The 20115-nt window shown below is 48.8% G+C and carries 21 protein-coding genes and 3 tRNA genes; 18 read left to right on the top strand and 6 right to left on the bottom strand.

Features of this window, described 5'->3' with window-relative positions:
- Positions 1 to 35: 35 nt before the first annotated feature.
- The 13 genes from PAEVO_RS01555 (at position 36) to PAEVO_RS01610 (ending at position 10708) form a co-directional block, all read left to right on the top strand.
- Positions 36 to 1172 carry a carbamoyl phosphate synthase small subunit gene (locus PAEVO_RS01555; RefSeq protein WP_100535979.1) on the top strand — a complete coding sequence of 379 codons (1137 nt, stop codon included), beginning with the start codon at positions 36 to 38 and terminating at the stop codon, positions 1170 to 1172.
- A gap of 1 nt (position 1173) precedes the next feature.
- Positions 1174 to 4380, top strand: coding sequence for a carbamoyl-phosphate synthase large subunit (carB, locus tag PAEVO_RS01560; RefSeq protein ID WP_100535980.1), 3207 nt, complete (start codon positions 1174 to 1176; stop codon positions 4378 to 4380).
- A 19-nt stretch (positions 4381 to 4399) separates the two neighbouring features.
- Positions 4400 to 5137, top strand: coding sequence for an orotidine-5'-phosphate decarboxylase (gene pyrF, locus PAEVO_RS01565; protein ID WP_100535981.1), 738 nt, complete (start codon positions 4400 to 4402; stop codon positions 5135 to 5137).
- A complete protein-coding gene (gene pyrE, locus PAEVO_RS01570) occupies positions 5134 to 5775 on the top strand; it encodes an orotate phosphoribosyltransferase (RefSeq protein WP_100535982.1) in 642 nt (213 codons plus the stop codon). The genes pyrF and pyrE overlap by 4 nt, the downstream gene beginning before the upstream one ends.
- A gap of 200 nt (positions 5776 to 5975) precedes the next feature.
- Positions 5976 to 6560: a TetR/AcrR family transcriptional regulator gene (locus tag PAEVO_RS01575; protein WP_100535983.1), complete on the top strand. Its 585-nt coding sequence runs from the start codon at positions 5976 to 5978 to the stop codon at positions 6558 to 6560.
- A 217-nt stretch (positions 6561 to 6777) separates the two neighbouring features.
- Positions 6778 to 7563, top strand: a complete 786-nt coding sequence (locus PAEVO_RS01580) for a hypothetical protein (protein WP_100535984.1) — start codon at positions 6778 to 6780, stop codon at positions 7561 to 7563.
- 72 nt (positions 7564 to 7635) lie between these two features.
- Positions 7636 to 8709: a WXG100 family type VII secretion target gene (locus tag PAEVO_RS01585; protein WP_100535985.1), complete on the top strand. Its 1074-nt coding sequence runs from the start codon at positions 7636 to 7638 to the stop codon at positions 8707 to 8709.
- Between the two features lie 14 nt (positions 8710 to 8723).
- Entirely contained in the window at positions 8724 to 9488 is a 765-nt protein-coding gene (locus PAEVO_RS01590) for a hypothetical protein (protein WP_100535986.1), read from the top strand.
- Positions 9489 to 9490: 2 nt separating this feature from the next.
- The gene (locus PAEVO_RS01595; RefSeq protein WP_100535987.1) at positions 9491 to 9760 is read left to right on the top strand and encodes a DUF4176 domain-containing protein; all 270 of its coding nucleotides are present in this window, start codon (positions 9491 to 9493) and stop codon (positions 9758 to 9760) included.
- A 44-nt stretch (positions 9761 to 9804) separates the two neighbouring features.
- Positions 9805 to 10077, top strand: coding sequence for a WXG100 family type VII secretion target (locus tag PAEVO_RS01600; protein WP_071223018.1), 273 nt, complete (start codon positions 9805 to 9807; stop codon positions 10075 to 10077).
- Between the two features lie 178 nt (positions 10078 to 10255).
- Positions 10256 to 10420 carry a hypothetical protein gene (locus tag PAEVO_RS33615; protein WP_164817394.1) on the top strand — a complete coding sequence of 55 codons (165 nt, stop codon included), beginning with the start codon at positions 10256 to 10258 and terminating at the stop codon, positions 10418 to 10420.
- 82 nt (positions 10421 to 10502) lie between these two features.
- Positions 10503 to 10579 (top strand) — tRNA-Met (locus tag PAEVO_RS01605).
- 55 nt (positions 10580 to 10634) lie between these two features.
- Positions 10635 to 10708 (top strand) — tRNA-Ile (locus tag PAEVO_RS01610).
- Between the two features lie 140 nt (positions 10709 to 10848).
- Here the strand turns inward: PAEVO_RS01610 and PAEVO_RS01615 are convergent.
- The gene (locus tag PAEVO_RS01615) at positions 10849 to 11139 is read right to left on the bottom strand and encodes a phosphatidylinositol kinase (protein WP_100535988.1); all 291 of its coding nucleotides are present in this window, start codon (positions 11137 to 11139) and stop codon (positions 10849 to 10851) included.
- Positions 11140 to 11398: 259 nt separating this feature from the next.
- Positions 11399 to 11497, bottom strand: coding sequence for a YjcZ family sporulation protein (locus tag PAEVO_RS34075; RefSeq protein WP_207797436.1), 99 nt, complete (start codon positions 11495 to 11497; stop codon positions 11399 to 11401).
- A 298-nt stretch (positions 11498 to 11795) separates the two neighbouring features.
- On the opposite strand from PAEVO_RS34075, the gene PAEVO_RS01620 reads away from it, so the two are divergent.
- Both PAEVO_RS01620 and PAEVO_RS01625 read left to right on the top strand, forming a co-directional pair.
- Positions 11796 to 12614, top strand: coding sequence for a DUF2935 domain-containing protein (locus PAEVO_RS01620; RefSeq protein ID WP_100535989.1), 819 nt, complete (start codon positions 11796 to 11798; stop codon positions 12612 to 12614).
- Between the two features lie 793 nt (positions 12615 to 13407).
- Entirely contained in the window at positions 13408 to 13596 is a 189-nt protein-coding gene (locus PAEVO_RS01625; protein ID WP_071223022.1) for a hypothetical protein, read from the top strand.
- Between the two features lie 628 nt (positions 13597 to 14224).
- On the opposite strand, the gene PAEVO_RS01630 is transcribed toward PAEVO_RS01625, so the two are convergent.
- The 3 genes from PAEVO_RS01630 to PAEVO_RS01640 all read right to left on the bottom strand — a co-directional run bounded on the left by PAEVO_RS01630 (position 14225) and on the right by PAEVO_RS01640 (position 17102).
- Complete coding sequence (locus tag PAEVO_RS01630; RefSeq protein WP_100535990.1) at positions 14225 to 15430, bottom strand: MFS transporter; 1206 nt, start codon at positions 15428 to 15430, stop codon at positions 14225 to 14227.
- 120 nt (positions 15431 to 15550) lie between these two features.
- Positions 15551 to 16150, bottom strand: coding sequence for a TetR/AcrR family transcriptional regulator (locus PAEVO_RS01635; RefSeq protein ID WP_100535991.1), 600 nt, complete (start codon positions 16148 to 16150; stop codon positions 15551 to 15553).
- Positions 16151 to 16337: 187 nt separating this feature from the next.
- The gene (locus PAEVO_RS01640) at positions 16338 to 17102 is read right to left on the bottom strand and encodes a polysaccharide deacetylase family protein (RefSeq protein WP_100535992.1); all 765 of its coding nucleotides are present in this window, start codon (positions 17100 to 17102) and stop codon (positions 16338 to 16340) included.
- Between the two features lie 359 nt (positions 17103 to 17461).
- Here PAEVO_RS01640 and PAEVO_RS01645 point away from each other — a divergent pair.
- From PAEVO_RS01645 to PAEVO_RS01655, 3 genes are all read left to right on the top strand, one after another.
- Positions 17462 to 17547: transfer RNA gene (locus PAEVO_RS01645), tRNA-Leu, on the top strand.
- A 207-nt stretch (positions 17548 to 17754) separates the two neighbouring features.
- Positions 17755 to 18441: a uracil-DNA glycosylase gene (locus PAEVO_RS01650; RefSeq protein WP_100539287.1), complete on the top strand. Its 687-nt coding sequence runs from the start codon at positions 17755 to 17757 to the stop codon at positions 18439 to 18441.
- Positions 18442 to 18460: 19 nt separating this feature from the next.
- Positions 18461 to 18856, top strand: a complete 396-nt coding sequence (locus PAEVO_RS01655; RefSeq protein WP_100535993.1) for a hypothetical protein — start codon at positions 18461 to 18463, stop codon at positions 18854 to 18856.
- Positions 18857 to 18957: 101 nt separating this feature from the next.
- Here PAEVO_RS01655 and PAEVO_RS01660 read toward each other — a convergent pair whose 3' ends face one another.
- Positions 18958 to 20034, bottom strand: a complete 1077-nt coding sequence (locus tag PAEVO_RS01660) for an AI-2E family transporter (protein ID WP_100535994.1) — start codon at positions 20032 to 20034, stop codon at positions 18958 to 18960.
- Positions 20035 to 20115: the final 81 nt, after the last annotated feature.

The raw sequence follows: 20115 nt of genomic DNA on the forward strand, positions 1-20115 counted from the left end.
AAATAAATTACACATAGATGACAGGAGTGATCGGGATGCAGGCAAGATTGTTACTGGAGGACGGAACGCTGTTCAGCGGAAAATCCTTCGGCGCGGATGCTGAAATGACCGGAGAGGTTGTTTTCAATACAGGAATTACAGGATATCAAGAGGTGCTGAGCGACCCGTCTTACTGTGGACAGATCGTGACCATGACGTACCCTTTGATCGGAAACTACGGCATCACGCGGGATGACTTTGAATCCATCCGGCCGTTCGTCCACGGATTCGTTGTTCGTCGTCATGAGCCTGTTCCTAGCAACTGGCGTGCAGAATATAGCGTTGACAGCTTATTGAAGGAATATGGCATTCCAGGAATCAGCGAGATTGATACACGGATGTTGACCCGGATCATCCGTCACTACGGTACGATGAAGGGCATTCTGACAACTTCCAACAAGCCGGTGGAAGAACTTAAGGAAATGCTCGGCGATACGACGATCGCCGAACTCCGCAACCAGGTGGCAAAAACCTCTACACCGCAAATGTTTACAAGCCCGGGCTCCAAGGAGCGGATCGTTTTGGTTGACTTCGGTGCAAAGAGCGGAATTCTGCGCGAACTGACTTCCCGCGGTTGTGATGTGATGGTCGTTCCGCATGACACGACGGCTGATGAAATCCGCAGACTTCACCCGGACGGCATTCAGTTGTCCAACGGCCCTGGGGACCCGAAGGATGTTCCTTACGCGGTGGACATGGTCAAAGAACTGCTTGGCGAATATCCGATCTTCGGCATCTGCCTGGGGCACCAATTGTTTGCACTGGCTGCGGGCGCGGACACCGAGAAGCTGAAATTCGGACACCGTGGCGGGAATCATCCGGTAAAAGAGCTTGCCAGCGGACGCTGCTACATCACTTCCCAAAACCACGGATATACCGTCAACGAAGAATCCATCACAGGGACGGATCTGGAAGTCACGCATATCAACAATAACGATAAAACGATCGAAGGCTTGAAGCACTCGAAATTCCCTGCCTTCTCCGTGCAATATCACCCTGAAGCTGCACCTGGTCCGCAAGACAGCAGCTATCTGTTCGATCAATTCCTTGAGATGATAAGAGACCATAAACAGAATGAAATCCGGAAACCGCGCCAAGCGGTTCTGGCCGCAGCCGTGAAAGGAGCTCATTAATATGCCTAAAAATGATACATTGAAAAAAATTCTCGTCATCGGCTCCGGTCCGATCGTCATCGGGCAAGCAGCGGAATTTGACTACGCTGGAACACAGGCTTGCCAAGCATTGAAAGAAGAAGGTATCGAGGTTGTGTTGATTAACAGCAACCCGGCAACCATCATGACCGACACGAACATGGCGGATAAAGTATATATCGAGCCGATCACCCTCGACTTTGTTACACAGATCATCCGTCAAGAGCGTCCGGACGGATTGCTCCCGACGCTTGGAGGACAAACGGGCCTGAATATGGCGGTTGAGCTTGCACGCGCCGGTATTCTGGAGCAGGAGAATGTGAAGCTGCTCGGAACGCAGCTGGAGTCCATCGAGAAAGCGGAAGACCGCGACCTGTTCCGTGATCTGATGCGCGAACTCGATCAGCCCGTACCGGAAAGCACGATTGTAACGACCCTGGAAGAGGCGCTTGACTTCGCAAATGAGATTGGTTATCCGCTGATCGTGCGCCCGGCCTACACTTTGGGCGGCACCGGCGGCGGTATCTGCGCAACCGAAGAGGAACTGCGTGAAACCGTCAGCTCCGGACTTCGCTACAGCCCGATCACGCAATGTTTGGTCGAGAAGAGCATCGCGGGAATGAAAGAAGTTGAGTATGAGGTTATGCGCGATGCGAATGATAACTGCATCGTGGTATGTAACATGGAGAACTTTGATCCGGTCGGCGTTCATACCGGCGACAGCATCGTCGTGGCGCCAAGCCAGACCCTATCCGATCGCGAGTATCAAATGCTCAGATCCGCATCGCTGAAAATCATCCGCGCCCTGAATATCGAGGGCGGATGCAACGTGCAATTCGCGCTGGATCCAAACAGCTATCAATATTATGTCATCGAGGTAAACCCTCGGGTCAGCCGCTCTTCCGCCCTTGCTTCCAAGGCAACGGGCTACCCGATCGCGAAGATGGCAGCAAAAATCGCGATGGGTTACACCCTGGACGAGATCGTCAACCCGGTAACGGGACAGACTTATGCTTGCTTTGAGCCTACGCTGGATTATATCGTCAGCAAAATTCCGCGCTGGCCATTCGACAAGTTTATTCACGCCAACCGGAAGCTGGGAACTCAGATGAAGGCAACCGGCGAAGTGATGGCGATTGGCCGCACCTTCGAAGAGTCGATCCATAAAGCGGTTCGTTCTCTGGAGATCGGCGTGCACCGCCTTTACTTAAAAGGTGCTGACGAGCTGAGCGATGAAGTGCTCCAGCAGCGTCTGATCAAAGCCGACGATGAGCGGATGTTCCTGATCGCGGAAGCGTTCCGCCGGGGGTATGGACTTCAGCAGATCCAAGACCTGACGAAGATCGACTGGTGGTTCCTGGACAAAATCGAACGCCTGATCCAATACGAAGATCACATTCGCAGCGAAGCGTCACTGACTTACGAAACGCTGTACGAAGCGAAGCGACTCGGCTTTACGGATCGCGCCATCGCTGAGCTGCGCACGGAAGGTAAAGCCAGCACGCACACAACCGAGGAGTCGATCGGATTCCTGCGCCGCGAGCATGGATTGCGCCCGGTTTACAAAATGGTGGATACTTGCGCCGCGGAGTTTGAAGCAACGACGCCGTATTACTACTCGACGTACGAAACGGAGAATGAAGTCATCGAATCCGCCAAGGAGAAGGTCATCGTGCTGGGCTCCGGACCGATCCGGATCGGTCAAGGGATCGAGTTCGACTACTCCACGGTGCACGCCGTATGGGCAATCCAGAAGGCTGGATACGAAGCGGTTATCATTAACAACAACCCGGAGACCGTCTCCACTGACTTTAATACGTCGGACCGTCTCTACTTCGAACCGCTCTTCCTTGAAGATGTCATGAATGTCATCGAGCAGGAGAAACCGATCGGTGTCATCGTACAGTTTGGCGGGCAGACAGCAATTAACCTCGCTGAGCCGCTCAGCAAAGCGGGCGTGAAAATTCTGGGTACCAGCCTGGAAAGCATTGACGAAGCCGAGGATCGTAAAAAATTCGAAGCGCTCCTGTCCAGACTGGAGATTGCCCAGCCGAAAGGAAAAACCGTGACTTCGGTTGATGATGCTGTAGAAACCGCGCAATCGCTGGGTTACCCTGTTCTGGTAAGACCATCTTATGTACTCGGTGGACGCGCCATGGAGATTGTATACTCTGACAGCGAGCTGCTGAGCTACATGAAAGAGGCGGTTAAGATCAACCCGGACCATCCAGTTCTGATCGACCGTTACATGATGGGTAAAGAAGTGGAAGTCGACGCGATCTGCGATGGCGATACGGTGCTGATTCCAGGCATCATGGAACATGTAGAGCGCGCAGGCGTTCACTCCGGTGACTCGATTGCGGTATATCCTCCTCAGTACTTGTCCCAGGACCTGAAAGACAAGATTACCGAAATTACGATCAAGATTGCCAAAGAGCTGAATACACGCGGACTTGTTAACATCCAGTTCGTTATCTATAAAAACGAAGTGTACGTGATCGAAGTGAATCCGCGTTCTTCCCGGACGGTTCCGTTCCTGAGCAAGGTTACAGGCATCCCGATGGCCAACCTGGCAACACAGGCGATCATGGGCAGCAAGCTGAAGGATCTTGGATACGAGGAAGGCATGTGGCCGGAAAGCGAACATGTATCGGTTAAAGTGCCGGTGTTCTCCTTTGCTAAACTTCGCCGCGTTGAGCCTACCCTTGGACCGGAAATGAAATCCACCGGTGAGGTTATGGGCCGCGACGTGAAGTATGCCAAAGCGCTGTACAAAGGTCTGATCGGTGCAGGCATGAAAATTCCTTCAACGGGTGCCATTATCGCTACCATCGCAGATAAAGATAAAGCCGAAGCTGCGGCACTGCTGAAAGGCTTCCATAAGCTTGGTTATAAAATCATCGCCACAGGCGGCACGGCAGCAGCATTGAAAGAAGCGGGGCTTGATGTGACCACCATCCATAAGCTGTCCGAGGGAACGCCGAACATTCTGGATATGATCCGCACAGGTGAAGCGAATTTCGTCTTCAACACATTGACCAAAGGGAAAACGCCGCAGCGTGACGGATTCCGAATCCGCCGTGAAGCGGTAGAAAACGGTGTGGTATGTATGACCTCGCTCGATACGGTTCGTGAGCTTCTCACGATGCTGGAGACCATCAACTTCTCTTCTGAAGCGATGCCGGTTTAATCGAGAAGGAGGGATATAGATGAACACCAGCTACAACGAAATGGCGGGCCGCCTGATGGTGGCCCTGGATTACCCGGATGCCGAACGTGCGAAAGCATTGGTACGTCAGCTGGAAGGTATCCCGTGTTATATGAAGGTCGGCATGCAGCTGTTCTACGCTGCCGGTCCTGATTTTGTCAAAGAATTGAAAGCCAAAGGCTATTCCGTGTTTCTGGACGTGAAGATGCATGATATTCCGAACACGGTAAAAGGCGGGTCGGACAGCGTAACGCGGCTGGGTGTGGACATGTTTAACGTCCATGCCAGCGGCGGCGCTCTTATGATGCAGGCGGCAAAAGCCGGGGCGGAGGCCGCAGTGGCGGACACCCCGGGTCTTGCCATGCCTACCATCATAGCTGTAACCCAGTTGACTAGTACGAGTCAGGATGTCATGAATAACGAAATCGGCATTCCGGGTTTGGTAGCGGATGCGGTCGTACGATATGCGAAGCTTGCTCAGCAAGCGGGGCTGCATGGCGTCGTCGCTTCATCGCTTGAAGTGGAGGCCATTCGATCCGCATGCGGCCAAGCGTTTAAGACCGTTATACCGGGTATCCGTCCGGCTGGTGCGGATATCGGAGACCAGGCTCGGGTTCTTACACCAGGGGAAGCCATTCGCAAGGGCAGTCATTATTTGGTTGTCGGCCGCCCAATTACGGAATCCCCGAGCCCGAGACAAGCTGCAGAACAGATTATTGAGGAGATGATTCAAGCATGAGTACACTCGCGAATATTCCACATCAGATCGCATCTTATTTGCTGAAGATTGAGGCCGTTTCCCTTAGACCTCATCAGCCGTTTACATGGACGTCGGGAATAAAATCCCCGATCTACTGTGACAATCGCTTGACGATGTCTTATCCCGAGATTCGCGACTACATTGCTGAATCGTTCGCAGCCGTCATCCGGGAGCAATATCCGGAAGCCGAGGCCATTGCCGGAACGGCCACAGCCGGGATTCCGCATGCGGCCTTTGTATCCCAGAAAATGAACCTGCCGATGTCCTATATTCGGGACAAAGCAAAGGGTCATGGCAAGGAAAACCTGATTGAAGGCTTGATCAAGCCGGGACAGAAGGTGGTTGTGATCGAGGATCTGATCTCCACGGGCGGCAGCTCGCTTAAAGCGGCACAAGCGGTTAAGGATGCAGGGGCCGAGCCGCTGGCGGTACTGGCTATATTCAGCTATCAGCTGGATAAAGCGGTACAAGCCTTCGCCGAAGCCGGGATTCCGCTGCAGAGCTTGTCCAACTACGGTGCGCTGATTGATGTAGCGCTATCCGAGAATCGGATTCAGGAACAGGATGTGGAGCTTCTTCAATCCTGGAGATCGAATCCTGCGTCCTTTGGCATGTAAACAACTTAAACCAGCTAGGAATCAGGCTGTCGTCTTTGTGAGTTATCGCAGAGCGACAGCTTTTTTTATACCGAGGCCGAAGATATCCTTGATGGGCGCCGGGTTGACAGCGGTAGGCCGGATCGTTACATTAGGACTGTAAGCGGCTGTAGCCAGCCATGATGTCCTTATGCTGATATAGAAGGGATATAGTCTAACAGATGAATGCAAAGAAAGAAGCGGTGCTTGAAGCCGGGAAGCGGCTGTTCATGGAGCAGGGGATTTTGCATACGAGCATGGAGCAGATTGCCGAAGCTGTCCCGGTTTCCAAGATGACGATTTATAACTACTATCAGAGCAAAGAGGGCTTACTGGATCATGTCGTGGACCGGATGGTCGAGGAGCTCATGGCGATTTACCGCGATATCATGGATCAGGCAAATGATCCGCTTGAGGCGTTAACCGTCTTCTACAAGGATCAGCACAAATTTTCGGCGTTTGTATCGCAGAAATTTGTGGCGGATCTGGCCAAATTCCCGGAGCAGATGGACAAGCTGCTTCAATTCAACCAGAAATTCGTTGTTCCGGAATTTGAAATGCTGATCTTTAAAGGTCAGCAGCTTGGACAGATACGGAAAGATATCTCTCCCCAGGTATTGGTCGCGTTCCTTACTTTTATCAAGGAATTTACGGCACGGAATGAATGGTACCATGGTCTGGGAAGCCTGAACGCGGTCAGTGAACAGCTGATGACGATTCTTTATCACGGTATTATCCAGCAGGAAGATCCGTCTAATCTAACATGAGAACAAAAACATTCCAGAGGTGATCTCGACCCGGGAATGTTTTTTTATGAAATTTTATGGCTGAACGGTTTGAAAACCGGCTGATTTGGGTATATGTTCCTATAAATTTAGGGCCACGACTTGGTAGAGGGGAAGGAGATGTCTCACCTATAATAGTAATGATAACCTCAAGATTAATGACAAAATAGGCGGGGCTGACCGTAAGGAGGAGAGATCTTTGGAAATTCCGTCCAGGATCCAACTGACCGGCAAACAATTCTTTGTACTAACCGGCATTGTCGGTGCGCGGGCTGTCATTGGGTTAGAGGACCCTTTTCGCGGAACGCTGGCCGAGGAGATGCCTGTAGAAGTGGCTAAGATTGAGCAGGAGCTGCAGGAGAAAGGCTTGATTGATACGGCTGATAACGAGCCGGTTCTTGTGCAGGAACTGCTGGAATACATAGAAGTATGCAGCCGGACCCTGCTAACGATACATATGAGGGTGTCCGGTTCCGACGAAGGGCAGAAGGAGTGTTTCATTTATTACAGTTCAAGCCTGGTGGTAAAGGCCGATATTGAAAGCGGGCCTGACGGTGCGAGAGCCTATGTGCTGGAAGCGCTGGGAACCCCTTCGGAAGCTTGGCTTAAAATCATCCGTCACCTGCAGCTGGAGGATAGGAAGAACCGTGATACAGCTCCATTGGCTATGCCTAAAGGCTGGTTCCAGCAATGGATGAGTGCCGAGCAAGGGGAGCAGGAGCCTCGGAAGTACTTGCTTGCACAAGGCTGCCCGGAATCCGTCGTTTCCGCCTTGGCCGATTGCGTCACCGATCCGGAGAGATATGCTGCCTTCACGGCGTACTATTGTCCGGATCTGAACTGCAGAATAGAGGGAATCGAACTGTTGAGAGGAAAGCATTCCAATTGGCTGATTCGCAATGAAGGCGAACAGGATCAAATTTGGGGCGCGACGGTAACTGAGATCATCCGGGAACTCGGCGCAGTCATCGAGCGTATTAAGTGAGAAACGTAGCATCCTGATCCCGCATACTGTAATTTTTGCCTTCTCGATCAATGACATGGAGGATTGTTAGATATGACCAAAATACGTGTGGTACCCGAAATGCTGAACCAGCAAGGAGCAGCGGTATCTGATATTGCACGGGAAGTCCAGCAGCTCCAGGAACGCATGCAGCAGCGTATCCAGAGCATGTCCTGGGAGTCGCGTCATCGTGCCCAGGTCGAACAGCGCCTGGCCCAATGCAGGGCTGCCTGCCAATCGGTGGTAGGCCGTCTGGAGCAGAATCGAGGGCAGCTGGTGAAAAAGGCGGGGGATTTTTCGCAGACCGATCAATCGCTCGGGAACAATCTTACCTTCGGCAAACAATCGATTGCCCAGGTTAGTCCGCATCTGCTGCTTCAGGCGAGTCTGGCACAGAACGGGAATAAGAAAACGGATCCACCCGTGACGGCAGCGGGCGTTGAATTCAATGCGCTTGCGCCTTTCGGCGGAACGGCGGATCAATGGACCGGTAACCCGCTCGCGTCCGCCGGCGTACTGTTCGGTACGGTAACCGCGTCCGGGACGATGTACAAATACTGGGATATGTACCGGAACGGCTTTGGCGTGTGGCTTGAGAAAGACAAGCGCGGCAATATGCGAGCCAATGTGACGAACGGCATGCTGGCCAATATCCGCAAAAAATCCTATGCCGAGTACAATTGGCGGAATCACCCCCGAATTCCAAAATACGTCCTTCCCGGCGCAGCCGTTAAAGACTCGCTCAGCTGGAAGGGGGGCAAGCTTGGTTATGCAGGCATCGCCATGCAAACGGTGGGGAATCTGGTCACGAATATCAACGACAATAAGAGCGGGGCAAAAATAGCCGGAGACGCCGTTGTGGACGTGGGTGTCGGCGTGGGAACCGTCGTGGCTTCCGCAGCGGCTGGCGCCAAGGCAGGAGCCCTCATTGGAACAGCGGTAGGCGGTCCCATCGGCACTCTTGCGGGTGCGGCTATCGGCTTCGGCGTGTCGGTGGGCGCTTCCTATGTCATGGACGGCATCAAGTTCACGGATTTTGACGGGGACGGGAAAAAGGATACTGTCACCGAAGGATTGAAAATGGGGGCAGAGAAGCTAGGTTCTACGATAGCCGGATGGTTCAAATAAGGGGAGTGTCAAAGATGAGCACGAAGATTTCAGAGGAAGAACAGTTTCATTTCCGGTTAATCCCCGCCGAGCAAATTCGGGGCGGTATCGTATGTTTTTTATTTATAATGCTCATCCCCGCACTAGTCACGCTGGCAGCGCCGATGATGTCGGTTTATTTTTATGCGGCGGCGGCGGTATGGGCGGTTATGCTGCTGTGGGGGATTGGTCTGAGTGTAAATCCGTACCGGTCTGAGGTCGGTTTTGTGCTGTACTTGGGGATATACGGATTGGCGCTGGCGGTCACTTGCCAGCTTGCTATACTGAAAATGATGTATGACATGGCCAGAGTTGATTCCATCGGGTATGGGCTTAGCTCGATCGCGGTGATGCTGCTGCTGCTCGTTGTGTTTTATGTTTTGCATTTCAGAGCGCTGCAGCAAGGGACGTACCAGTCCATGGAGCGCAAAGGCGGCGTCGGAAAAGCGGGCAAAGCCGCCTTGCTGTTAGCGGCCATCGGTTACACAGGGTATTACGTCGTGGTGGCGGTAACCGGCGATCTTGGCGGATTTGTGATGGGCATGGCGGCCTTTTCCGTTCTGTTGATTCTCGGTCTGTACATGGCGGTTGTGTTCATTCATCGGTATAGGTTCATCCAAAATAATATGGATAAGCTAAAAGCTCATTATCCTGTTCTGGGATTGCCGAAGGAGCAGCGGAACGCCGCGTTTCTGAACAAAATGAATCAGGGCCGCACGACGGCGGCACCGCACCGGAAGAGCAAGAAAAGGAGAGGGTAATTATGACGCAGCAGCTGCTGCCGAACGGATCGATTGTCATTTTGAAGGAAGGCGAGAAAAAGCTGGTGATCTATGGGCGCAAGCAAATTCTGGCGCTAGAGGAGCCGCAATTGTTCGACTATCTGGCTTGCCCGTATCCGGAAGGGTATGTGAGCCCGGAGTTTGCCTACGTTTTTAATCATGAGGATATCCAGGAGATTATATTTACCGGTTACCAGGATGAAGAGGAAGAACAGTTTCAGGCCGTACTGGCTGAGACGAAGGCTACATAACAAACGAGAGTATATCCATAAAGGGAGGAGCGTGAGGTAGATCCATGTCAGGACGTATAGAGGTATCCCCCGAGGAGCTGCGTCGGGCTGCGGCAGACATTCGAAGCGGGAGTGACTACGGCGGGGAATTGGTCGCCCGATTGTCCCAGGTCATTGAAACGTTGAATGCCGAATGGGAAGGCGTTTCCCAGCAGCGGTTTCGTACGGAGGCCGAGGAGACGAAAGCGCAGCTGATGAATTTTATCCAGATGATGAATTCGATGGAGCAGGAGCTTATGAGCATTGCTGCCCGGTTTGCGGAGGCTGACGGCCAATAGGCACGGTTTACTTAAGGTGACAATCAATCGTATTCGTATCCCGATGTGGTACGAGGTATGGCTGATTGTTTTTTTATCGGAAAATCATGGAGAAGTTTGTTAGGCTGCGGTTTTTTTGTGGAAGTTTGGACATAATATGACAGCACCACATTATCATTCGGGCAAGGAGTCGCATAGGATGAACTGGGTATATTACGGAAAGCTGTATACAAGCAAATTTCAGGCAGGGTGCTTTGCTAAACGTTTGGAGCAGGATGGCTGGCTGTTCGGATACCATGACCCGCGGATGGTGGAGGTTTACCGTTCCAAAAAGGGCCGCTATGGCGTGCGGTTTATGCCTTGAGGAAATTCCATTAAAACAGCACTTGACTTGATGCAGGGTAATGGTGTATATTTATTCTTGTCGCTGTTTGATACAGCATTGACGCGGGGTGGAGCAGTTCGGTAGCTCGTCGGGCTCATAACCCGAAGGCCGCAGGTTCAAATCCTGCCCCCGCAACCAATTTTTAAACGATGTATGTATGACGTCCTTATGTTTATGTGTACATGTATGTTCAGGGCCCTTAGCTCAGTTGGTTAGAGCGGTCGGCTCATAACCGACTGGTCGGGGGTTCGAGTCCCTCAGGGCCCACTTTATCGAAGACCCTTGCGATGCAAGGGTTTTTTGCTGTTTATAGGGCTGTTATGCGGAGAACAATAATAGGGTACATATAAAGCCTCAATAGAGAGAGAAAGGGATATGTTTTCTCCATATCCCTCTCAGCCATTGGATCATATGAAGAATGGAAGCAAGAATATAGCACTAATGGGAAAAGGAATACGGCGCTGCAAGAAACGACGACGAGGGAAGAAGCCTGGATGGAAACCGAATTGTCTGTAGGTTGATTCCTGTGCAGGCATCCCTCGCATCTCCTCAATCATTTCATCCGTTGGAACAGCAAGAGTGACATACTCATTATCGACATGAGTAATAAATCCATCATAAGAGTGACCATCTGTTGTATTAATTCCAACATATTGATTCATCAATCTCCAACATAATTGTTTATAATCAGTTTCCATAGTTAACCTCCTTAGGTAAATGTAATACAACATCAGTCTATGGACTATAACCTGAACTGCTCACGACACTTGCCTAGTATCATATTTATGGGCAAATCCCAATTAGGGATATAAATAATTGAAAAAGGCTTGTTCTATGAACTCACACAAAAAAACGGCAAACTAAGAAGTGGAATTAAGTCATAGTTTGCCGTTTTCTTTTTTGAACTAACGTTTCCCGTTAGGTAGAAATAGCTTTTTCTAAGAACGTGCAACTTAATTAAACGAAAAACGCTCCAGCGATAATAACCAGCAAAATAAATAGGACCAACACTGTACCGACTGAGCCTCCACCATAAGCCCCTCCAACTCCGCTCATTGCACATCCTCCTCAATTTTAAGATACATAACAGGGTATGCATAAAAGAACTGGCGGTGAAGGCGACCCGGCAAAGGCTGTAAATCGAAACTTAATTGTAGAACAATAATGATTTCGCTTGTTAATTTTCCTGCCTCAGATGGCAAATAAGCCGGAGAGGCTTTTTAATTTTTTTACCCTAATTGATCTTGATTTTTATTGTCCGATAGCATATTGAAACATGTCATCCCCATATACTCTGCTATCAAGCAAATATCAATGGTTGTCTTATTAAGTGGCCCGAAAGGTGGGATATGGGTTGTCGGATCCTTTTGTAATCAGATCATTAGATGAGATACGTTTTTGGTCACGCATAATGAAAGAACATTCCTTTTTTCTTCGACTAGGATTTAGGTGCGAGGACACGCAGTTAATTAATGAGGCAAATCAATTTCATAAAATCTTTGAGGATATTGAAAGAAGATCACATTCATTTCAAGCAGATACTGATCCCCAAATCATTAGACAGTTTAATTCAGAAGTTCACAATGCGGCTGCACACATTTGGGCATTTAAGAGAAAGGTACTTGGGCTTATATTACGGTGCCAACTTCCCGGGGGTACAAATTTTCCTCTGCTTGTAGATCATGTTAGCCGAGAAGCAAATTATTTTAAAAATCGGCTAGAGGAACTGAATAACGGGAGACTTGAACCATTACCAGATGCGATTATCGATGAAAATGTCTTTTTCCTAAAAATCATGGCTGACCATGCAAAATTTATAGGTCATCTACTTGATCCATCCGAGCGAAAATTAGTGGAGCAAGCTAGGGAGTTTAGCCAAGACTTTGATACGCTGATGTTTCAAGCCATTGACTTAAGTTCCATGCGTCCACAATCGCAAACCCATCCATTACTAAGTCAATTTGTGGATGAAAACCGTGTTTCAGTCAAATCATTGCGAGATTTTAAGAAGACTGCACGTGACTTAATTGAGGAGTGTCGAATCAAAAGTATCATTCACCCTTTATTAGCAGATCACGTTTTTCGTGAAGCTGAACGTTTCTTATTTATTCTTGACATGTTCGATCGTTCATTGTCTGGCATGAAGGTAAACAAGAAAGAAATCATGCATTGATATAAGGGAGGTATAACTAAACCAGCTCCAAGTGGCGTTCCACACGTCCATAACTATCATGCCCAATTTGAAACTCCCGATTGAACTTATCATGGACGGTCGGCTCTTAGAAGATAATCTAAAAGCCAATAATATACGACCAGATTGGATGGCCGTCGGCTCATAACCGACTGGTCGGGGGGGCGAATTCCTGAGGGCCTACTTTATCGAACACCCTTGCGAATGCAAGGGTTTTTTGCTGTTTAAAGGGCTGTTTAGTTGAGCGGAAAAAACTATGGTGAAGAAGTAGGGTCCTTTTTTGCATTTTGAGAAGCGACTATTTTTCGTCCTTGCTTCTCGAATTTATGTAAATGAGTATGCATACAAAAAATGCAGGGCCAATCGAACCAGTAATGATCCTCATCAACCGCGTTTCGCCAAAATCAAATAGTATATGCCCAATGATGTATAATGCTAATAGAACAATAACCCACCGAAGTATTGTTTTTTTCATTAGCTCACTCCTTATTTAAAACAATTATACTCGAAACAGCAGAACAAACTGTTTTTTTAACTGCTTGATTAACCTGAGGGGCTATCTTGTTCAATGATCGAGGTATCTCCACAATGCAATTACTTCAGTACAGGTTCTTCTCGGTTTAGCTTCTCCCGGAGATCGAGGATTCCTACAAGCTAGATTTGTAATCGGGGGCGACTTACGGTACATTTTAATGGAGTCGTTGGGGACACGCTATTTATACGGCTGCTGCTGGTTGGATGCAGCTCATATTAGTATCTAGGATGGGGGATCAAGGTGTCAGAATGGGTATTGAATCAGTCTTGGGGATTGCCGGTCTTACTCGCCTTCTTGGTGATCGTATTTGTATTTGAGTCCAGGAAAGCCTTCAAGGCATATAAAGAAAAAAGACGTTTTGAATTGGGATGGTCTCTATTGTTTGCGCTTGTGGCTTTATTGGCGATGATCGTCCTGGTGGCTTACTGAATGTAATTCTGTAACAAGCCCTATACATACAATGTTAACTGTTAACATCAAGTCGTAAGAAACAGCCAAAGGAATCGAAAATACAGTATAAATAAGACCCAGCACCGTGGCACTGGGTTTGTTTCTAAAGATGAAGGCCATCGTTTTATAGAGCTCTTTGGAATGGTCTATCTATCAAAGATATAGATGATTAGTACGTGTTTGTGTTTAATTTGCCCAAAATGGAAAATGGTTAGAACAAAGCAGCGACTAAAGAGGGCCAGCGAATGGCCCTCTTTAGCAAGAATGATAATATTGTGATTCTTCTGAAGCGATCCTACAACGCCTTTATTTACTTTACAACGATGATGATGACTACTTTCTTTTGTTTACGACAAGACATAGAAATCACCTCCCGTTGCTAGATAATTCAACATATTCAAATATCGTAAGCTGGCTTGGGTTTCTACTAAAAATAGTTAAATAGAGTATATGGTTTAGTAGTTTTATTAGTCGCCATTTGTATTATTACTGACAAATAAGTGGATAGCCTGAAGGAAAATAAAAAAAGCAAGACCCCGCCAGAAGCTTACGGCGGGGTCTTGCTCAATGATTGGCTGTAAACGTTGAGGAAGGCAGTTACCCTTCGTCAACGCTCATTCATGACGGCTTCCGTAGCCGCCCAGGCTCTGCCGGCGCGCATGGCCAGGAAGAAGCAGAGGATGAGGACGATGGACGCGGAAATGTAGGGAAAGTTGATGTCCACATCAAACAGGTACCCTGCCACCAGCGGTCCGGCAATATTCCCCAGACTGGTGTAGGCCGAGTTCAAGCCGGCCACGTAGCCCTGCTGATCCTTCGCCAGTTTGGACATTTGCGTACCGATGGCGGGACGCAGGATGTCGATCGACAGGAAGACCAGGAAGGTAACGAGGAATATCAGCCAGTATTTATGCACAAACAGGGTTAACAGGATACAGATCCCCGCGGTAAGCAAACTGAGTGTAATGACTCTTTTCTCACCGAACCGGTTCAGGATCCAACCGAATATCGTCGCTTGCACGACGGCACCCGCAATCGATCCGAACGTGATGATCATGGCAATATCTTTAGGGGTGAACCCGAATTTATGATCCACAAACAGGCCGAACACCGTTTCGTAATTGGCAAGACCGAACGAGAGCACAAATACAATAATCAAACTCAGGAAATAAGGTTCCCTGAAAGAACGCACCAACTGGACAGCCAGGCTCTCCTTCTTCCGTCCCAGTACGGTAGGTGCTTCCTGCTTGGCGGATGATTCCGGAAGCAGCAGCAGCGTGACCAGCGCAGCAATTCCTCCCGCAACGGCCGCGGCGTAGAAAGGAACGCGAATGCCAAACTCGGCGATAAATCCACCGATGCCCGGTCCGATGATGAAGCCTGTCGTAATCGCAGCATTAATGAACCCCATACCCCTGGCGCGTTCCTCATTCGAAGTCACATCAGCCGTGTAGGCCATGACAGCGGGCATAATCAGTGCAGCGCCGATTCCGCCCAGCATTCTCGAGGCGAACAAGAGCGGCGGTGTGCTGGCAGCTCCGAACAACCATTCCGATACGGCGAACACAATCATGCCGGAGATGATGATTTTTTTACGTCCGATGGTGTCGGACAATCTTCCCGCAAGTGGCGAGAATAACAGCTGTGTTAATGAAAAAGCGGCAACGAGCATACCTACCGTGCTTCCGCTAATATGCAGTTCCGTCATATAGGTTGGCATAATAGGTATGACGAGCCCGATCCCGGTGAAGACTAGAAATATATTGAACATGAGGAGCAGAATGGCTCCATTGTTTCGCATCAGTAATGACATGATGATTCCTCCAAAAATAAAAGACGATTTAATAAGGCCATGATGAAAATGATCGTCATTCGATTGATTATATACTGAACGTTCGGTTTATAATAGAGCATGAAAAAAGGGGCCTGTTTTTCATGATTTCTTTTCAATGCCATGCAGAAATACTTTGATGGCGGCATGATAAAGGGAAAGGGCATTTTCCACCTTAGTTATACGGGACATCTGGCTTAAGCCAACAATGAGGCTCTCAAAGATGACGGACAGCTGCTCCACATTATGATTCTCAAACTCCCCGCGATCCATCCCTTGCTGCAGCAATTTCTGATTGAATTCCAAATGGCTCCGGATAATCTGGACGATTCGTTGCTCTACTTCCTCGGTAACAGCTCCATTGCTGTTCATAAATTCATCAAGTGCCTTGGAGAAGGGGTGGTTCAGATCATCAAACACCAATTGTTCGGCTATTCCGTACAGCTTGTCGACGGTGGTGATGTAATGCTGCTCTTTACTGTTCCATTTCTGTTCCCACTCGAGGTCCCATTCCTCGATCAGATACAGAAACAGCCCTTCCTTGCTCTTAAAATGATAATAGATATTCCCTTTGCTGCTTCCGGTGGCTTCAACGATCTCCTCTATAGACGTTGATTTGTAACCCTTCTGCATAAAAAGCGCCTTGGCGGCTTCGGCTATGCGTCGCTTGGTATCTTCGGTTTGTTGTTGTTTTTTGTTCACGCATGCACCCCCTCATAACCCTCGGCCATATTCAAAATTTATATACTGAACGTTCGTTCTGTATCTTATCAGATGAAATTGATAAGTTCAAGAGAAAATTGGACTGTGTGTTTCGAATCCAGCAGCTTCAAAAATAACCGTTACCATTAGGAGGCAGCGGTTATTGCAGAACGTGGCATCTGTTTCATTAATGGTTAACTTCAATGAACTTACGCGTTTTCTCGTGATAGGAGAGCAGCTCCGAAACGGTCACAAACTCGTAGCCTCTCTTTTGCAGCTCCGGTAAAATCACTTTGAGAGCCTCTACCGTCTGTGTACTGCTTGGCACAAAGTCGTGCATCAGTACGATGTCTCCATTGTGAGCATTATCCAGCACTTTTTTGACAATCCGGTTAACGCCGGGCTTTCGCCAGTCCAGCGTGTCCTGGTGCCATGACCATAATACGGTCAGCATACCGAAATCCTTGCTCGTTCGAACAATCGCTTCATTATAGCTGCCTCCGGGTGGACGAAAGAGAGCGGTTCGAATGCCGGTTGCATGAAAGATTGCATCCTGCGTCCGGTTCAGTTCGCTCGTTAACTTGCTGACGTTAATATTGTGAAAGGGAGGATGGGAGTAAGAGTGATTGCCGATCTCATGTCCTTCATGCAGCTCTCGCGCTACGATCTCAGGGTGTTTCTCCACCCGGCTGCCAACAACGAAGAAGGTGGCCTTGGCGTTATATTGCTGTAACAGATCCAGAATTTGAACGGTATTCTGCTCGTCCGGGCCATCGTCAAAGGTAAGGGCAATTACCTTGTTGTGTGTGGGGACTTCCCATACAATCTCGCCGCGTTCTTCATAATAACCCCTGCCTTTGGAAGTGGATGGCGCACGCTCGGCGTTGACAACATTCGGGTAGCAAATGGAGGCGGAGATAGCGAACAATATGATGGTTGAGAGTTTTTTCATGGTGGGCGGTATCCTTTTCTCTGCTGTTCTAGTCTTCGCATATAACAATGCAAGCCTATTTATCATTTGGTGATAACGGTAAAATTATTCTTTATGACAAACTGAAGCATTTGAATCGATGAATTAGAGCGGCGGCTCGAAGCAATCGAGAATGAGGCCTAGATGGGGGTGATGCGAAAAATTATGAGTTTCATATATTGACATCATATGGTTGGACATGGTATTATCAATTTTGTCGCTAAGACGAAATGTGCACACCTAGATATCGGAATGAGATCGCAACCTATTGCGAATTCAACGCGTACCTTAGGCTATGGAAGTGAACGTGAACGACGCTAGGAACATGCGCGGATAAATATGCCGGGGTGGCGGAATTGGCAGACGCACAGGACTTAAAATCCTGCGGTAGGTGACTACCGTACGGGTTCGACCCCCGTCCTCGGCATTATAACAGCGTCTGGTAAGATGCAAAATAAGTCGGCCCCTGTATGGGTGCCGGCTTATTTTTTAAATCGACACAAGGTCAATTCATGATGAGTGTTGTTATTGGATTCAAAATGAACGGAAGTTGTAATGGTGTTCCGATTATAGAAATCGCATTCTTTTATGATTCCATGCTGGCCTGTGTGAGGAGGAGAGAGGAGACATGCGGATGTTTAACAATGATTGGGACCTTATTCTGCAGGGAGAAATGGATAGGCCTTATTTTCAAGATTTGATGGAACGGGTGGACGAGGAATACCGGCGAAGCACGGTGTATCCCCCCAAGGAAGATATATTTCGGGCTCTTCAGCAAACATCGTACCAATCAACCAAAGTCGTTATTTTGGGACAAGACCCGTATCACGGTCGTAGGCAGGCACAGGGACTGAGCTTTTCCGTCTCGCCCGGGGTTGCGATTCCTCCATCTTTACGAAATATACATAAGGAGCTTGCTTCGGATCTGGGAATCTCGATTCCCAATCACGGCTCCTTACAATCGTGGGCGGATCAAGGAGTACTGCTTCTCAATGCAGTGCTTACGGTTCGCGAAGGCGAGCCGAACTCACATAAAGGGATCGGGTGGGAGAAATTCACCGACACGGTCATTACGAAACTGAATGAACGTGATCAGCCAATGGTTTTTATATTATGGGGAAGTTACGCACAGAAGAAAGGTTCCTTCATAGACCGAAGCCGGCACAAGGTGCTTGAGTCCAGTCATCCGAGTCCGTTTGCAGCACATAAAGGATTCTTCGGTAGTCGTCCATTTTCAGCATCGAATGCTTTTTTAATGCAAAAGGGTATGGATCCGGTGAATTGGGACATCCCGAGCGCACCGGGCGATGGAGATGAATAATCCGCGAGAGGTGACCTTCATGAAGCATTGGATTGGTCGTCATGTAGTCATTCAGCGTTTAGACGGGGCGAAAAGCACGGTTGAAGGTGTGTTGAAAGGGTGGGATCCCGTTCAGGAAAAAGTGATTCTAGGCCCGGGTGAGCTTGTAATACCGTTTCGAGCTATTCATAGAATTATGCCGAGAAACGCATACCCGGCCTTGAACTCCATCGGTTATGTCGTGAATCATACCATTCAATTCGATAATGCCGTCTATTTTGGATCTTCTGTGATGATATGGAGGGACAATCGACTGGTGTCATCACAGGCCATCCTGACTTCTCACGACGAGGATACCGTTACCCTGTCAAACGGGATGATTTTGCGCAAGGACGAGCATGATTTTGTGGTTCGATCCCTGCGCGGCAATGCGTGATTCTTTTACATAAAGGATGTCCCCAGCAGCCATCGTGAAGTTGGCGGGGACATCCTTTTTTTTGCAAATGGAATTTGTTTGTCTCCAGTAACTCGAGTTTATTATGCGTCCTCTACTTTTTCGGCAAGGAACAGTTCGTAAATCCGTACCACGATAATTTTGACGATCATGTAGGCTGGAATGGCGAGCAGGATGCCAAGCAGCCCGAAGAAATCGCCGCCTACAAGTATGAGGACAATCGTGGTCAACGGGTGAATATCAAGCTGTTTCCCGTAGATAACCGGTGTCAGAATGTTATCTTGGATCTGCTGCGCGATGACAATAACAACAACGGACCATATCGCGATGGAAGGAGATTCGATAAATCCGATAATGACGGCAGGAATGGTCGCCAGCAGCGCACCGATATACGGAATGAAATTCAAGAAGAAGGAGATCACCGTTAAGAGCAGCGAATAGGGCAGCCCGATGATCAGAAATCCGATATAGATCATGATGCTAAGTATAAGATTCAGGATCACTTTGCCGATAATAAAATTGCTGAGTGCCGTATCGATCTCACCCAGCACTTCGCTGCCGTCACGGCGGTATCGTCTTGGCAGGACACTGAGCAGCCTGGGCGGAAGCTTGCTGCCTTCCTTCAGCATGTAGTACAGAATGATCGGAATCGTAGCAATAATAACGACAACGCTGGATACAACGGTGATCAGGTTATTGATGGAGTTGCTGATCCAGGTAATAATCCGATTCATGTACTCCGTCAGTGAGGTAGACAGCTCGGATTCCGTTGGTATATAGCGTGACCAGAATCGATTCTGCTGCAGCTGGTCGATCTGTTCCTGTACACCCTCTACCAGAAAGGGGGTATTGCTGATAAAATTTTCGATCTGTTCGCGGAGTGTCGGCCACACCACGATACCGAAGATGGCGCAGAGACCGGCAAATACGAAATACAGCATCAGGACGCCAATGGATCGTTTGATTTTCCGCCGCTCCAGGTAGTCGACGATCGGCCTGAGCAGATAATAAAAGAAGCCGGCCATCGCGACGGGAACGATCAGCATATTGAACATGGAGACGATTGGCCGGAACAAAAAGCTGATTTCGGATCCTAGATAAATGATCAAGAGCAGTGCGATTATGCCAAAGCATGTCCTGAAATATTTGCTCTGCATCATGGGCAAATCCCTCCATAACAACGAATAGGTAAAATACATAGATACCATGTAACATTTGTATTTAACCAATTTGGGGGGATT

It is taken from the genome of Paenibacillus sp. GM2FR, from assembly GCF_002803325.1.
Taxonomy (GTDB): Bacteria; Bacillota; Bacilli; order Paenibacillales; family Paenibacillaceae; genus Paenibacillus_AQ; species Paenibacillus_AQ lautus.

Excerpts from the sequence above, each read along its gene's own strand:
- PAEVO_RS33615 (WP_164817394.1), top strand. The coding sequence starts at position 10,256 with ATGAACTGGGTATATTACGGAAAGCTGTATACAAGCAAATTTCAGGCA.
- PAEVO_RS01650 (WP_100539287.1), top strand. The coding sequence starts at position 17,755 with ATGTTTAACAATGATTGGGACCTTATTCTGCAGGGAGAAATGGATAGG.
- PAEVO_RS01640 (WP_100535992.1), bottom strand. The coding sequence starts at position 17,102 with ATGAAAAAACTCTCAACCATCATATTGTTCGCTATCTCCGCCTCCATT.
- pyrF (WP_100535981.1), top strand. The coding sequence starts at position 4,400 with ATGAACACCAGCTACAACGAAATGGCGGGCCGCCTGATGGTGGCCCTG.
- PAEVO_RS34075 (WP_207797436.1), bottom strand. The coding sequence starts at position 11,497 with ATGAGCGGAGTTGGAGGGGCTTATGGTGGAGGCTCAGTCGGTACAGTG.
- PAEVO_RS01555 (WP_100535979.1), top strand. The coding sequence starts at position 36 with ATGCAGGCAAGATTGTTACTGGAGGACGGAACGCTGTTCAGCGGAAAA.
- PAEVO_RS01600 (WP_071223018.1), top strand. The coding sequence starts at position 9,805 with ATGTCAGGACGTATAGAGGTATCCCCCGAGGAGCTGCGTCGGGCTGCG.
- PAEVO_RS01575 (WP_100535983.1), top strand. The coding sequence starts at position 5,976 with ATGAATGCAAAGAAAGAAGCGGTGCTTGAAGCCGGGAAGCGGCTGTTC.
- carB (WP_100535980.1), top strand. The coding sequence starts at position 1,174 with ATGCCTAAAAATGATACATTGAAAAAAATTCTCGTCATCGGCTCCGGT.
- PAEVO_RS01660 (WP_100535994.1), bottom strand. The coding sequence starts at position 20,034 with ATGATGCAGAGCAAATATTTCAGGACATGCTTTGGCATAATCGCACTG.
- PAEVO_RS01585 (WP_100535985.1), top strand. The coding sequence starts at position 7,636 with ATGACCAAAATACGTGTGGTACCCGAAATGCTGAACCAGCAAGGAGCA.
- PAEVO_RS01590 (WP_100535986.1), top strand. The coding sequence starts at position 8,724 with ATGAGCACGAAGATTTCAGAGGAAGAACAGTTTCATTTCCGGTTAATC.
- PAEVO_RS01655 (WP_100535993.1), top strand. The coding sequence starts at position 18,461 with ATGAAGCATTGGATTGGTCGTCATGTAGTCATTCAGCGTTTAGACGGG.
- PAEVO_RS01630 (WP_100535990.1), bottom strand. The coding sequence starts at position 15,430 with ATGTCATTACTGATGCGAAACAATGGAGCCATTCTGCTCCTCATGTTC.
- PAEVO_RS01595 (WP_100535987.1), top strand. The coding sequence starts at position 9,491 with ATGACGCAGCAGCTGCTGCCGAACGGATCGATTGTCATTTTGAAGGAA.
- pyrE (WP_100535982.1), top strand. The coding sequence starts at position 5,134 with ATGAGTACACTCGCGAATATTCCACATCAGATCGCATCTTATTTGCTG.
- PAEVO_RS01615 (WP_100535988.1), bottom strand. The coding sequence starts at position 11,139 with ATGGAAACTGATTATAAACAATTATGTTGGAGATTGATGAATCAATAT.